The sequence below is a fragment of the Bartonella sp. CM120XJJH genome, assembly GCF_042194715.1.
In the GTDB taxonomy this organism is placed as follows: domain Bacteria; phylum Pseudomonadota; class Alphaproteobacteria; order Rhizobiales; family Rhizobiaceae; genus Bartonella.
On sequence record NZ_JBHINE010000018.1, the window covers coordinates 17,838 to 33,595 of the forward strand.

Below are 15,758 nucleotides of genomic sequence, written 5' to 3' on the forward strand. Positions count from 1 at the left end.
TTAACGATTATCTCCAAATCTCTTTTTTAGAGCGATCATACATAAAGCAGCTTCAGCCGCAAAACCACCTTTATTTTTGTCATCTAGTTTTGCACGCGCCCATGCTTGTTCTTCGTTTTCAACAGTCAAAATACCATTTCCAATAGCCAAGTGCTGATGAACAGTTAAATCCATCAATGCACGACAAGAATCATTAGCAACAATTTCAAAGTGATATGTTTCACCCCGAATAACACAACCAAGAGCAACATAACCATCATAAGATATTTTATTTTGTTCAGCAAAAGCTATTGCACTTGGTATTTCTAATGCTCCAGGAACGGTTACAACATCATAACTTGCTTCAGCTTTTTGCAAAGTATTCACTGCACCTCTCAAAAGCGCATCAGAAATCCCCTCATAAAAGCGTGCTTCAACAATCAATACGTGAAGTTTTTTACGTATCTCTTTCATCATAATGGAATTCCACAAAAAACGAATCAAAAAAAATCAAGGCTATAAAGCATAAAATTCTGAAAACGATCAATAGAGTTTTGACTTATTCATCTTCTCTTTTTAAAGCAAAAATTTTTGCAGCATAACGAGCAAGTTGATCAATTTCCAAATTGACCTGATCTCCAATTTTAGCTTGTTTCCACGTTGTCATTTCGAGTGTATGGCGAATAATAAGAACATCAAAAACACAATCCTTAACACCATTAACAGTCAAAGACGTCCCATTAAGTGCAATAGATCCCTTATTGACAATGAAAGGCATAAATTGTCTTGCAACTTTTAAATAAAAACGAATTGCATCCCCTTCATTTTTTTGATCAATGATTTCAGCCAAACCATCAATATGACCAGAAATCAAATGTCCTCCCATTTCATCACCTAATCGAAGCGAACGTTCCAAATTAACAAAAGTTCCTTTTGTCCATTGTGCAAGATTAGTTAAACGTAATGCTTCTTCCCACGCCTCGACAACAAACCAATTAGAATCTTCTTGTTTTAGTCCTCGCTCTACAATTGTCAGACAAATTCCTGAACAAGCAATTGATGCGCCAATTGCCAAGCTTTCTATAGCATAGCGTGTAGAAATCTTTAATCGTATCCCCTGCGTTAAAGGTTGAACATCTTCAATACAACCAATATCCGTTATAATTCCTGTGAACATAATGTCTTACGTCTCCATTTATAAAAACGGTCATTGCCAAACATTCTTGTCTCAATCTCATGAAACTGCGAGAGATAATTTCCAAAATGAGGGGCTTCAATACGATTTTTTCCTAAAACAATGGGGGTATAAAAACATATCAAATGATCAACACAACCAGCATTCAAAAACTTTTCCCCTGTCTTTACGCCCCCTTCCAATAAAACACTATTAATCCCATGTTTATAAAGCATCTGTAAAAGAGTAAAGGGTTCTACACAACCATTGTTCATCTCTACTGAATAAACAGACACACCATATTGCTCCAATGCATTTTTTTTGCTTTTCTTTGAAAGATCCACATCACAAATAACCCATGTAGGAATTTTCATGGCTGTTTGGACAACTTTTGCATCAAGGGGGATAGATAAATCTGCGTCCAAAATAATACGAATTGGTGAGCGCATCTCCATCCCTGGCAAGCGGCAATTGAGCTGTGGATCATCTGCTAATATAGTACCAATACCAACGAGGATAGCATTATTTTGAGCACGTAGAATATGCGTATGGGCATGAGAAAGTGTTCCACTAATTTTTACGCTACCCTTCTCTCTTTTTCCAATACCATTATCGGCAGAAATTGCCATTTTAAAAGTGACCGCACAGCGTTGTATCTTCCTTATGCACCAATGCGTCCATAAGGATTCAAAAGCCTCTTCAGCTAAAATGCCCTCAACCACTTCAATACCCGCCGCTCGCAAAAGAGCAATACCATGACCATCAACACGCTTGTCACAATCAGTCAGCGCAACAACAACTCGAGAAATCCCTGAATCAATAAGTGCATTTACACACGGCGAAGTTTTTCCATAATGCGCACAAGGCTCTAAAGTAACATAAGCAGTCGCTCCTTGAGCCAAAGAACCAGCCATGTGTAAAGCTTGCACTTCCGCATGAGGACTCCCATGAATAGCTGTTACGCCATAGCCAACAATAAATGCCCCCGCACCATTATCGTTTTGCACAATTAACGTACCAACGGAAGGATTCTCACCTGTAAGACCGACATGACGCTCTGCTAAACGAATAGCTGCAGCCATAAACCGTTCATCTTGCACTTTTTTATTCATCAAAACGAGATTCTGTATCCGCAATACCCTTTGATAATTCATCTATAACATCGTGAAAATCGCTTGCATTACGAAAATCTCGATACACAGAAGCGAAACGAATATAAGAAATATCATCAATTCTTTTCAATGCTTCCATCACAAGATGTCCAATTTTTTCTGAAGAAATCTCTGGTTCTCCCAAACTTTCAAGCTGGCGCACAATACCAGAAATTGCTCGTTCAATATGATCAGGATCAATATTGCGCTTACGTACAGCCACATCAACTGATCGCATTAACTTATCACGATCGAATGGTTCACATCGTCCACTTTTTTTAGTAACCAAGAGCTCACGCAACTGAACACGTTCAAAAGTCGTAAAACGTCCACCACAAACGGAACACACACGACGGCGGCGAATCACTGCCCCCTCTTCGGCTGGACGTGAGTCTTTAACCTGTGTATCCTCGTATTGGCAGTAAGGACAGCGCATCTTTTGTGTCCTTAACGAGTGCTAAGATAAGAGTAAAGAGGAAATTGACTCGTTAAATCTTTTACCTTTTTCTTAACAGCCATTTCAACGGCATAATTATCTTCATCACTTTTTGCGCTCCGAAGACCATCAAGAACTTCTGAAATCAGATGACCAACTTGAATAAACTCTTTTTCTAAAAAACCACGCGTTGTGATAGCAGGTGATCCCAAACGAATTCCCGATGTTATAGATGGCGTTTCAGAATCAAAAGGAACACCATTTTTATTGCAGGTAATATGAGCGCGTCCCAAAGCCAATGCAGCACGTTTACCCGTTAGATTTTTGGAACGTAAATCAACCAACAACAAGTGATTATCTGTACCGCCAGAAACAATATTAAAACCATTACCCTGTAATGTTTCTGCTAAAGTTTTCGCATTAGCGACAACATTGGCACTGTAACTCTTGAAAGAGGGACGCAAAGCCTCCTCAAACGCAACAGCTTTCGCGGCAATCACATGCATTAAAGGACCACCTTGAAGACCAGGAAAAATTGCAGAATTAATTTTTTTGGATAAAGCCTCATCATTTGTCAATATTAAACCACCACGAGGACCTCGAAGCGACTTATGTGTGGTTGTAGTTACAATATGCGCATGTGGAACAGGTGAAGGATGCACGCCACCGGCAACAAGACCAGCAATATGAGACATGTCAACGAGTAGATGAGCACCAATCTCATCTGCAATTTCACGGAATCGTTTCCAATCCCATAGCCGTGGATAAGATGAGCCACCCGCTATAATAAGTTTGGGCTTACGCTCTTTTGCAAGCTGCTCAACATCATCCATATCAATGATCTGATCTTCTTTACGCACACCATAGGAAACAACATCAAACCATTTTCCTGACATATTAACAGATGCCCCGTGCGTAAGGTGACCACCAGCATTTAAATCTAATCCCATAAATGTATCACCAGGCTGAAGTAAAGCTAAAAAGACAGCTTGATTCATTTGGCTACCAGAATTAGGCTGTACATTTGCAAAAGCAGCACCGAAAAGCTGTTTTGCCCTTTCAATGGCTAAATCTTCAACGACATCAACAAATTGACATCCACCATAGTAGCGGTTTCTTGGATAACCTTCTGCATATTTATTAGTTAAAACAGACCCCTGCGCTTCAAGAACCGCTCTTGAAACAATATTCTCTGAAGCAATCAATTCAATTTCATGTTGTTGGCGCTCAAACTCCCCTCTAATTGCATCAAAGATTGCACCATCAACAGTTTGTAAATTATCATTAAAAAAGCGCTTTTGTGCGTCATTTTCTTGCTGAGTCATAAAACATGTTCCTAACATAAAAAAATAAAGTCACTGAACGATAACACAGCAAACCATGCAAACCAAACATTTTAAACTACTTACACTAAAAAATAATGACGCAAATATTTATCTTATTCTTTGTTATAAAAACAGCGAAAAACTTCCCTCTCAAGAATGGTGAAAAATGAATTTACATTTCTTCTTTTACACGCTTATTTGTTTACACCTTTTACAAAAGGTATCTATAATCTAAAGAAATTCAATAATTTAATGATTAAAAATAATTGATAATGTGAAAAGCTGAATATAATAGGTAAAGTTAATACGAAGGCAAATAAGAATGCTAACCAAAGTTTTTATTGATGGTGAACATGGCACAACCGGACTACAAATACAAAAACGCTTAGAGAAGCGTACAGATTTAACACTACTCTCTCTTGCTCATAAAGATCGCCATAATGTTCATCTGCGACAAGACTATCTTAATCAAGCCGATATTGCTATTTTGTGTCTTCCAGATGATGCTGCACGTAAAACAGTTCATTGGCTTAAAAAAAATAAAAACATTAGGATTATTGATAGCTCGACAGCCCACCGTGTTGCACCAGACTGGGTTTACGGTTTTCCTGAAATGACAGCAGGACAAAGAAAGCGCATCCAAGCAGCACGTTATGTAACCAATCCCGGATGCTACCCCACCGGTGCCATTAGTTTGATTCGCCCACTCCGTGAAGCAGGACTGCTAGACGCCTATTATCCCATCTCGATTAATGCAATCTCCGGCTATACCGGTGGTGGAAAACAGTTGATTTTACAAATGGGAAATCAATCCCAACAAAATATTCAGGAAAATTATTTTATCTATGGTCTTAATCTTGAACACAAACATGTGCCAGAAATCAAAATCTATGGACAAATCAAACAAACCCCACTTTTTACACCAAGTGTTGGTCGTTTTCCTCAGGGAATGATTGTGAATCTTCCACTGCATCGCCATTTATTCACAAAATCAGCAAACTGTTCTGATTTGCGCGAAATTCTCGCAAACCATTACGATGGACAAAATACCATTTTAGTTGCATCACAAGAAGAAACTGCTTCACTTCAAAGACTTAATCCAGAGTGTTTAGCCAATAACGATGATATGAAACTGTTCGTATTTGGAAATGATCGTGAAGGCATTTTTAATCTCAGTGCCATATTCGATAATTTAGGAAAAGGCGCATCAGCTGCGGCTATCCAAAACCTCGATTTAATGCTTTCAAGCGACTAAACCTCCCTAAACACAAACTTTTATTCAACAACCCGATATGCCCCTTTTGTCGCTCGCCAGTGCGCAACCGCAAAACATAACACTGCTAGTGCCATACTTTGATGAATGAGCCCTAAACTTATCGGAACCTCATGTAACAGTGTTAAGATACCCAAAAGTGCTTGGATAATAATCATAACACAGATAAGAAATGCACGACGAGAATGGGTTGAATGTGGAACATTTTTTTGTACATAGAAAGCATGAACAACTGAGACAATAAATAAAAAATAAGCAAAAAACCGATGAATAAATTGAACCATTAAGGAATTTTCGAATAAATTGAGCCAAACAGGACGATGCAGCAACAATCCATCCGGAATAATCTGCCCATCCATAAGAGGCCATGTATTATAGACTTTTCCAGCATGAAGCCCTGCAACCAAAGCTCCAAAATAAATCTCTATCAAGACGAGAATAACAAGCCAAGCCGCAAAATATTGCACCTTTTGATTTGCAGGCTTTTCTGAGTATTCTGCAAGTCCTCGAGATAAATAAGTAACAAAAATAATAACAAAACATGCCGTTATAAGATGAAATGCCAAACGATATTGGCTCACACTTGTTAAATTGCTTTGCCCAATCCCTGAAGCAACCATCCACCAACCAATAAAGCCTTGAAAGGCGATAAGAATAGGTACGACAATAAGCGGGAGTAAGATATTTTTTTCAACACGCTTAGTCGCCCAAAACCAAATGATTCCCAATAAAGCGACAAGACCAACAAGACGCCCAAGAACACGATGCGCCCATTCCCACCAAAAAATGACCTTAAAAGCACTTAAGGTCATATCAGGATTAAGCAGCTTATATTGTGCTATCTGTTGATATTTTAAAAATTCCTCTTGCCATTGATCCACACCAATCGGTGGAATAACGCCGTGTATTGGCTTCCATTCCGTTATAGATAATCCTGATCCCGTCAAACGAGTAGCACCACCCACTAAGACAATTGCCAAACAAAGCAATAAAATAGAGTAAAGCCACACCTGTATTTGTTTTCTATTTTTCTTTTGCACAGGCGTTAAAATGCTATTGTTTAATCTCTTTACTGCCATCCCTGATTGACTCACGGTTCTCTCCAACTACAATGCATTTTAAAATTTAAACATTAACTCTTTGTGTATATTAGTATGTACTATAACTTTAGCAAAAAACAAGCGTACCACTATAACATGCGATACATATTTCTGTTTTACAAAGGTTTATGATGCAACAACCCGATAAACAGTTTTTGGAAAGCTGTCCACCATCCGCATCATCCATTCTTGTTCATTAAGAACAGTATTACAAATATAATAGTCTGTTAGCTCTGCAAATTGCTCAAATCCATATTTGGGTTCGCTTGCCATCTCTAGGATGATAAAATCATATTCTTTTTTAAATTCTTGTAATATATGAGAAATGTCATTTGAGAAATCCTGTGCAGAAATAGCACTTGTTAACCCCTGAGGAAGAATATCAACCCCCGTATCATAATCACGGTAAATAACATCATGAAACTTGGCATTGCCCGTTAAAATATCACTCAGACCGCGATGTGGGCCAATGACTTTCTCTATTTGTTGACCAGAAATATCGACCAACAAAATTGTTTTGTTCTCTTTTGTGAGATGAAGTGAAAGCTTTGCCGCTGTCCGTGCAGCCTCTGGTCCAATGATTGAAATAATGCTTGAAGCACGCCATTTCAAAACATCAGATAATCCCTCTATCGTAATAAAAGCTTCAAATTTTTTCATTTCTTGAGAAACTAAAATACTCTCGTTCTTCTTAAGAGCATTTTCTTTTGATCTCAAATCCTCTTCAGAGAGTTGGTCTTTTTTGCTTTTAAAGCACGGATAAAATAACAGTATTCCTAGCAAAAGAGTAAGGAAGCTGACCAATGCACTCACAAGAATATTTTTTCCATAAAGAGCCATAAAAGAAATTGGTGCTAACGTTGTTGGCGTAACCACGTGGATATTTGTATTTTGCAAGAGAAGAGGATCATCACTCAAGCTCCGATATGAACCAATAGTTTTTTCTCTTCGTTGAGCAGATTTGCTCATCGCTTTATTTTGTGCATAAACTGCTGCTTTTATTTTATTTTCAAACTCGTTAAATATTTCATTCAAAGATTGGGATTGATCTTTTACAAAAAACTTCATTCTTTTTTTGAGCTGTTCTTCTAATTCCGTTGCAATAACTTCATCTGAATGAACTTGATAAACGATTTGTAAAATTTTATTTTTTAATTGTTGAGAAACTGTCTCTAATTCCGCACTCATTGCTTTAATTTGGGGATGTGCCCACCCCAATTGCGCTGCCATATGTGCTCTTTGCGTTTCCAAAAGATCACGTTTAGATTCCAGAGCAACAATTGCTGAATTACCTGCAATAAATGATAAAGACAGTAAAGACTGTCCCTTTTCACGCATCATATTAATCATTGAATTCAAACTTGTTAAATGAAGGCGCTTTAAGGTTGCTTGCGTTAATTGCATAGAAAGATCATGAAGCTCTGTTTGTTTTACACCATGCTGAATAAAAGAATCAACAGATGTACGAAATCCCTGCACGATATTAACGATTGCAGTATTATCATATTGTGTGTCTTCTAATTTATCATTTAATAAGAATTGTTTCTGTTTTATGATTGCTTGTGAAAATGCGGAAAACCAAGTTTCCAACCCACGTTGAGCTGCTTCAAGTGTCTCAGCTTCAAAAGTAAGATCGATAAAATCACCATGACGCGATAAACGGATATTTTCATGATCTTTTTTCTTATAAGAAGCACTTAAAGAAAAATGCGAATCATTAAAGAACATAGGCTGTGAAAACAAAAAAGCGATAATATTGTCTTGCTTTTTAATTGGTAACGGTTTTCCTACAGAATCAGATAATGAAAATATTAAAGTTGCTTGGTAACCACGAGGCTGGACAAAATAATACAACCAAATCAAAGACGTACATAGCATTTGCAATAGCAAAACAATCAAAATGCTTCGCCATACGGTACGTATGAATAGCCTTTTATGACACTTAAGACTCATCTTTATTTTAACCAGCAAAATACTTCTTCATATTGTTTTATTAAGAGAAAGTAGTAACTATCCTCTTAACTTGCTGTCATATTATTTTCAGATAAGAAAAACATAAAATTTGAGCACAAATGTTCAGCAATAGCTTTAAAAAACTTAATTCATATTTTTTTTGATGTTCTCTAATTGTTTTTTTGCTTCAGAAGTAATAACGGCTCTAATGGTAATAGACCCATCATCATGTCCTTCTTGCACTATTTCCGCAGAGTTTTCATAGAACCAATCGATAAGCGACATTTCATGCGGTTTTAAAAGATATTCAATGCTTTGCACCTCTCCAAAAATTCGCTTTTCAATGGCTCTTAATAATTGATCGAGTCCCTCGCCCTTAAGTGCTGATACCATCAGAGCAGGATTTAATCGTGTTTTTGCGCTTGTTTGTAAAACATTCAATGCCTGCTCATCCAACATATCAATCTTATTCCAAACTTCTATAATATGCTGCATATCATCAATATCGATATCAAGGCTTGAAAGCACTTCTAAAACATCTTGGGCATGTGCACGATGATCTAAATCTGACATATCTCTTACATGAAGAATGAGATCCGCTTCAACCACTTCTTCAAGGGTTGCTCTAAAAGCTGCAATCAAATTTGTTGGCAAGTTAGAAATAAACCCTACAGTATCAGACAAAAGAATAGTTTTTCCATGGGGAAGAACAACTTTACGCAAAGTCGGATCAAGCGTTGCAAATAACATATTCTTTGCTAAAACATCTGCACCGCTTAAACGGTTAAAGAGAGTTGATTTTCCTGTATTCGTATATCCTACCAGTGCCACAACAGGATAAGATGTTTTTTTCCTTTTTGCTCTATGAAGTGCACGTGTTTTAATAACCGTTTCCAATTCGCGGCGAATACGAATAATTTTCTCTTGTAAAAGACGCCTGTCTGCTTCAATTTGTGTTTCACCAGGTCCACCTAGGAAACCACGCCCCCCTCGTTGTCTTTCCAAGTGTGTCCAACTACGCACAAGTCGCCCTTTTTGATAGGACAAATGCGCTAACTCTACTTGCAAAACGCCTTCTTTTGTTCGTGCACGTTCCCCAAAAATTTCAAGAATCAAAGCCGTTCTATCAATAACTTTGCAATTCCATAATTTTTCTAAATTACGCTGCTGTACTGGCGTTAAAAAATGATCTACAATCACAAGCTCAATAGAATATTCGTCTATATAACAGGTTAACGCAGCTATTTTACCTTTTCCAAAGAGAGTCGCAGAGCGAGGCGTTGCAATATTAATCGTTTCATAATTAACAACTTCTAACCTTATAGCACGCGCTAATCCCAATGCCTCTTTAACACGAGAAGATATAGAACCCTCTCTCAAAGAGCTTTCACTTCTATTTTCTTGAAAAATCGGTATTAAAACAAGTGCGCGCACCTTTCCTGTATTCTGCGAAAATACCCCTCCTAATCTCTCATTTTCATTTATCATAGCAATCTAAGTACTTTTAAAATGGGATAAGAGGTCTATCTTAAAATGATATGTTTACTCAGGACTTTCACCCTCAAACATCTGTACAGGCTGCCCAGGCATAATCGTAGAAATAGCATGCTTATAAACCAATTGCGCATGTCCATCTCGGCGCAAAAGAACACAAAAGTTATCAAATGAAGTTACAATACCTGTGAGCTTAACGCCATTGACAAGAAAAATTGTAAGGGAAATTTTTTGCTTACGCACCGTATTTAAAAACACATCTTGCAGGTGTTGTGATCGCTCTGCCATTATTCTTACACCTTCATCTCAATTGCATAAAATATTCGTGCATGCATATCGACTGAAAAATATCCAATTGTCAACGTAGAAGCTTCAAAATTTAGCAACAAACAACTGAAATTAGAGAAAAAACGGCTCTTTAAGGCAATAATAAAGCGCAACTTACAAAAAGCTATATTAAATTAAAAATTTTTCCACGTTTACTTTTTTATGAGCTTACAATTCAAAGACATACTTTTATACATCCTAAGCTATTACAGACTATATGTGATGATGAATCTGCTTCGTTTAGAATCAATAAAAGTAAGCTGACAACAATATTTATTAACGATCGTCGGTATTAAATAGAGGCATTCACACCTTACTATATATAACCGCACTTAAATTGTCCTTATTTCAAAAACTACCGGCTTATAAAGTTTTTTATAAACACAAGTTGTAAACAGTATTTTTGTTTTTGTTAGATTCAAATAATAAATTGTTTTTATTATATTTTATAATATTTTTAACCAGGGTATAAGAAACCGCGTTAACTTTATCTTGATAAGTTTTTAAAATTTTTTCCTAAGCATATTCCTTTCTAAATAATTAACAGCTAGTATGTAGAAGTTATGTGGAAGAGGACGTATCCCTTTTCCGTCTGTAAGAGTACGAGGCGAGTATGGCACGCAGAACCAAATTGCAAACATTTGAAGTTGAAGTTGAAGAAGCCCTCACAAAAGCTATGAACTTTGATTTCGATCACACAGAATTTGAAACGATATCATCCAATAATTCTGAAAATGTTGTTAATGTCGATGATCTGATTCAAAAAATTGCAATGGCAGAAGAAGAATTTTTTGCTGAAAACGGTACTTCAACTTTTGTTTCTAATATTCATGATGAAGCTGTTGTTGATAAATCCGTTGTTGAACAGCTTTTTGCTCCAAAACCTTCACCTGATATCTCAGGTGGAACTGTTCATAATACATTGTTGCCTACAAAACTTCTTCCTGCAAATGATGATATAACAACCCCTGTAAATTTTGGACCATTCAAGCAGCGTTCTTCCTCTCGAGTCTACTGGTATACAACAGCGCTTAGTGCTTTATGGGCAACGGGAGGCGCTTTTATTGCGCATAAGCTCGCACCTACCGGACTAAGCTCCTTATCCAATATCAGCACTTTTGTCACATCCCCAACAGGACTTGCTGTAGCAGCCGGAACCGCAATTCCTATCCTTATATCTTGGGGCGTTGCTCAATTAACAAAACGTTCAAATGACTTGCACAATATTGCTCTTCTTATGACAAATGCTGCACAGCGCCTTAGTGAACCACAACATCTATCTGAAAAACAAGCTATTGCTATAGGGCAAACCATTCGTGAAGAAGTAGCGGCAATGAACGAAGGTATTGAACGTACCCTCGGACGTGCTGTTGAGCTTGAAGCAATCATTCAAGGTGAAGTTCACAATCTAGAACAAGCCTATGCTGAGAATGAATCACGCATTCACACATTAATCAAAGAATTGAGTAATGAACGCATAGCCATTTTGAATCACGCAGATCGCGTACAATCAACAATTAAAGGAACCCAAGAACAACTGAGTGATGAATTTGGTTTGGTTACCTCTAACATTGTAACCAATGTTGAAAAGCTTGCACAAACCCTGTCTCAAACTTTACAAAAACAAGGTGAAGACCTTGTTGAAAAACTTTCCTATGCCGGTGATGGCGTAACAAATCAGCTTGTTGAAAAATTTAACAAAACAACAACACAAATTCAGCAGAAAAACACAGAATTTTTTCATGAATTAGGAAAAAACTTCGATGGTTTTGCAAAACGATTTGATCATAATGAAAAACAAATAGAAAAGACTTTTAATGAAACAGCTGAAAAAGCGGAAGTGCACGTTGCTAAAATTGCAACACATATACAAGCAGTAACAGATCAAACTTTGCACGCTGTCGATGAAAAGTTTAAAGCCTTGGATAAAGCTCTTATTGATCGTAATAATCAATCTCTACAGAATTTTGATGAGAAGATCTTAAAGCTTGACGACCAGGCACATAAACTCTCTTCTAAATTTGATAACGTAACCTCGCAAGCAATTGGAGCCTTTGAACAACGTTTAGCAACTGTTGATCTTTCTCTTAAAGAACATAGTGATTCCATCATTGATTCCTTTATAGAACGCAGTCAGGCTTTAGAGGATAATGCTGAAAAACTTGGTAACTTCTTGGAATCTCATGTCTTGAAAATAAATGAAAACCTCCAAGAAAAAACAGCAGACATTACCCATGCATTTACAAATGGGCGTGAAGCTATTCTTTCTGCAATTGATAAAAGTAAAGAAAGTCTGAGAGAAGAAATTCAGTATGTCGACAATGCCATTGTTGATATTATACAAGAACGTTCACAAGATTTTAAAGTACAACTTTCTGATCAACGAGCTCTTATGGCAGATATGCTTGATAACGAGAAGAATAAAATTGCGGATACATTAAGAAATCAAATTGATGTCTTGTCCCAAAATACTTCTCATATTGAAAAAGTTTTGGCTGACAATATTCAAGTCGTTGATAAACAAGCTGAAAATCATATTACAAACATCATTCAATGCACTGAAAAACTACAAGATGTCATTGTACAAAGCTGCAATACAACTCAAGATGCTTTAGAAGCACAAGCGAGAAATATTGATATCCGTGCCGATGCTCTGCGTGACTCTTTAGCAATTAATAGTTTTTCTCTCAATGAAGTTCTTGCCGATCAAGCACGCACACTTGAGCAACGCATGGAAACAATCCATAACCTCATTGCAAAAAGTGATATACGTGTCGATATTGCATTGAAACAACAAATAGATTTAGTTGAGAGTGCAATTGTCGCCAATAATAAAAACATTACTGAAACGGTTCAAGATCATATCAAAAACATTGAAAGCCATGCCGAAATTTTAAAGAATACTCTCTCTCAATCGAGTGGTGTTTTCTTTGAAACCCTTGAAACACGTATGGAATCATTCGATACAGATCTAGAAGATCGTGCACACAAAATTTTTGAACGAACAACAACGCTAGAGGAAACATTATCTGAAAAATTTAGCCAAATCTGTGAAGCCATTGATATGCAAACATCTGTTATTGAGGAACGTTCTGACACGTTAAAAACGTCTCTCATGCTTAATAATGAGCAAAGTCAGATAATTCAACAAGCGCTGGAAAGCAGTGTTGACAATATGCGTGTAACCTTAGAAGACTCTGTTAATACAGTTACAGATAACCTGCATAATAAGATTATAAAAGCTTCTGATATTCTTTCTTCTACGAGTGAACAAATTCTTTCATCTGTTACAAATGTTACTGCACAAGCAGAAAATATTCTCTCAGAATCAGGCAATCGCATTGTATCAAATGTCAAAAAAACTGTTTATGATACCAGTGAAAAAGTTCTGTCAGTTCTATCTGAACAAACAGCGCATACTGTCGAAGCTTTCGCAACAGCCAGTCATAATGCACACGCATTATTGAACGAAACTATTCATACATCAACAACAGCAATAGAGCAGGTCCTTAATGAACGCTGTGATGTTCTTCATCACTCTATGCAAAATCTTAAAAATAATTTAGGATATCAGCTCTCTGATGTAACAAGCCGTCTGGAAGATGCAGGAAATCAAACAACAACACAAATTTCACAACATGTTGGAAAAATAACAGAGCTTACAAATCACTTAAATCAAGCAGCGCAAAATACGACAGAATCAATAGATTCTTTAACACAGCATATCGGTGAACAACTCTCTCTTTCCACACAAGATGCTGAACAAAGAATTTATGCACATAATGAATCTTTAGTGAATAGCTTAACCAAAGCTAACTCTGAAACACTTCAAACAATAACGGTTATGAAGGAAGAGCTTGTTAATAATGTCTCATCCATCTTAACACAGTTGAATCAATCAATTTACAATTTTCACGAAAATAGCAATGTTTTATTGTCAGCTGTTCAAAATATTGATGGTCAGTTTAATGAGAGTGCGAATAATTTTTTCCGCAACACGGACCAAGTAGCAGAGCGTTTATCAGTCTCAAATCAAGCGCTCAATAATAATGTTGAAATTCTGCAAGGACTTTCAAAGAATACCTTTGAACAAATTAATCATATAACAAGTAGCTTTGGTGAACATGCAAAGACACTTTCCCAAACTATTCACGTTCTTGAACAATCTGAAAATTCACTTAGTGCAACACTTGAAGAAAAACATAATACGCTTTCTGTATTAAGCGATGCTCTTGTTTCAAAATCTCATGAAATTAATCAAATGATTGGGCATTATGAAAAAATCTTTAACTTAGCACTTGAACGCTCTGATAAGAATGCGCGTAACTCCACAAATTCATTCCAACAATCACTTAATAGGCTTGTTAGTGAAGCATCAACGCGTTTTTCAGAAGCAGCAGAAGATATACGTCGTTCCGCTGATGAAGTTCGTTTAGAGCTTTCAAAGATTAATGATGATATCGATGAAAATGTAAAAAAACTTCCAGAAAAGACAAAAGAAACAACGCAAACAATTCGCACAGCTTTGAATGAACAGATTACAGCGTTACAAGATCTAGTCAGTGTTATACAAAATGATCAAAAGAGCGCAAAAAAACAGCTGATATCAGAATTTCCTGCATCATCAATGTTTAATCAAAGAAGTGACAGTTCCACTGAGTCCATTAAAAAAATTGTGCCACCTAAGCCTATTTTGCAACAAGATCAAAGCAAAAAAAGACCAAATAAATGGGTGTCAAATCTCTTAGAAAGGGCTTCACGTGAAGAAACGTTTTATGATGCTCCCCCTAGTGATAATGTTTTAACATCAGTGCAAACAAAACCATCTCCTGCAAACAGCTCTCTTAATTCATTAGCCTCTGGTATAGTGCAAGCTATTAATCATAATGCCATTGTTGAGCTATGGGATCATTATCAACGTGGGCAAAAAAATATCGTAACAGAACGCCTTTATACTTTAAATGGACAAAAAATATTTGAAATGATTAAGAGAAAATATATGAGCGATTTTGAGTTTAAACGTTCAGTGAGTCAATATATTACAGATTTCGAAAAGCTCTTACGTGATATATTGCACAGTTCTGGTTCTTCCAACTCAGTTCGCAAATACCTGATATCAGATACCGGAAAAGTTTATACTATGCTTGCTCATGCAAGTGGTCGAATCCAATAAACAAATAAGAAAGTGGAAAAATATTTTTTCCACTTTTTCTCTCTCTCCAGTTGTTTTAGTGGTTCATCGTAGAGTCCTTTTCTTTCAACTGTAGCTTTGTACTTCAAAGGCTGAATAATTGGCATGCGGTTTTCTTTGATATCCTAAGCAATACCCCTGAAGCATATTTTCTTATCCTTCTCTTAATCCCTTTATTTTTCATAGTTTCATAAAGATACAAAACTGATAATATTATTTATTTGCTCATTCTCAATATTTTTCGTGCTTTTGTGAAATAGTTTATAAGAAATATTTCTATTTCTTTCTTAGCTTGAAATATATAAGTAAATATTTTTTATTATTATAGGTGGATTTGAAATGAATGAATTGTATT

General features: G+C 36.5%; 11 protein-coding genes. 2 read left to right on the top strand and 9 right to left on the bottom strand.

The window, feature by feature from the left end; genetic code table 11:
- The 5 genes from ACFIKU_RS07275 to glyA all read right to left on the bottom strand — a co-directional run bounded on the left by ACFIKU_RS07275 (position 1) and on the right by glyA (position 4,065).
- Positions 1 to 456 carry a 6,7-dimethyl-8-ribityllumazine synthase gene (locus ACFIKU_RS07275; protein WP_375642347.1) on the bottom strand — a complete coding sequence of 152 codons (456 nt, stop codon included), beginning with the start codon at positions 454 to 456 and terminating at the stop codon, positions 1 to 3.
- A gap of 82 nt (positions 457 to 538) precedes the next feature.
- Positions 539 to 1,156, bottom strand: coding sequence for a riboflavin synthase (locus tag ACFIKU_RS07280; protein ID WP_375657114.1), 618 nt, complete (start codon positions 1,154 to 1,156; stop codon positions 539 to 541).
- Complete coding sequence (gene ribD / locus ACFIKU_RS07285) at positions 1,138 to 2,265, bottom strand: bifunctional diaminohydroxyphosphoribosylaminopyrimidine deaminase/5-amino-6-(5-phosphoribosylamino)uracil reductase RibD (protein ID WP_375657115.1); 1,128 nt, start codon at positions 2,263 to 2,265, stop codon at positions 1,138 to 1,140. Before ribD ends, ACFIKU_RS07280 begins: the two co-directional genes overlap by 19 nt.
- Entirely contained in the window at positions 2,258 to 2,740 is a 483-nt protein-coding gene (gene nrdR, locus ACFIKU_RS07290; RefSeq protein WP_375642350.1) for a transcriptional regulator NrdR, read from the bottom strand. Before nrdR ends, ribD begins: the two co-directional genes overlap by 8 nt.
- A gap of 11 nt (positions 2,741 to 2,751) precedes the next feature.
- On the bottom strand, positions 2,752 to 4,065 hold the full coding sequence (gene glyA / locus ACFIKU_RS07295) for a serine hydroxymethyltransferase (protein WP_375642351.1): 1,314 nt from the start codon (positions 4,063 to 4,065) through the stop codon (positions 2,752 to 2,754).
- A gap of 322 nt (positions 4,066 to 4,387) precedes the next feature.
- Here glyA and argC point away from each other — a divergent pair, with 322 nt between their 5' ends.
- A complete protein-coding gene (argC, locus tag ACFIKU_RS07300; RefSeq protein WP_375657116.1) occupies positions 4,388 to 5,320 on the top strand; it encodes an N-acetyl-gamma-glutamyl-phosphate reductase in 933 nt (310 codons plus the stop codon).
- Between the two features lie 20 nt (positions 5,321 to 5,340).
- On the opposite strand, the gene ACFIKU_RS07305 is transcribed toward argC, so the two are convergent.
- From ACFIKU_RS07305 to hfq, 4 genes are all read right to left on the bottom strand, one after another.
- Positions 5,341 to 6,417 carry a COX15/CtaA family protein gene (locus ACFIKU_RS07305; protein WP_375657121.1) on the bottom strand — a complete coding sequence of 359 codons (1,077 nt, stop codon included), beginning with the start codon at positions 6,415 to 6,417 and terminating at the stop codon, positions 5,341 to 5,343.
- Between the two features lie 147 nt (positions 6,418 to 6,564).
- On the bottom strand, positions 6,565 to 8,391 hold the full coding sequence (locus ACFIKU_RS07310; RefSeq protein ID WP_375657117.1) for a hypothetical protein: 1,827 nt from the start codon (positions 8,389 to 8,391) through the stop codon (positions 6,565 to 6,567).
- A 144-nt stretch (positions 8,392 to 8,535) separates the two neighbouring features.
- Positions 8,536 to 9,879 carry a GTPase HflX gene (hflX, locus tag ACFIKU_RS07315; RefSeq protein ID WP_375642355.1) on the bottom strand — a complete coding sequence of 448 codons (1,344 nt, stop codon included), beginning with the start codon at positions 9,877 to 9,879 and terminating at the stop codon, positions 8,536 to 8,538.
- A gap of 54 nt (positions 9,880 to 9,933) precedes the next feature.
- Positions 9,934 to 10,173 (bottom strand): RNA chaperone Hfq, encoded by a 240-nt coding sequence (hfq, locus tag ACFIKU_RS07320; protein ID WP_005773461.1) that lies wholly within the window; start codon positions 10,171 to 10,173, stop codon positions 9,934 to 9,936.
- Positions 10,174 to 10,825: 652 nt separating this feature from the next.
- On the opposite strand from hfq, the gene ACFIKU_RS07325 reads away from it, so the two are divergent.
- Positions 10,826 to 15,385 carry a hypothetical protein gene (locus ACFIKU_RS07325; protein WP_375657118.1) on the top strand — a complete coding sequence of 1,520 codons (4,560 nt, stop codon included), beginning with the start codon at positions 10,826 to 10,828 and terminating at the stop codon, positions 15,383 to 15,385.
- Positions 15,386 to 15,758: the final 373 nt, after the last annotated feature.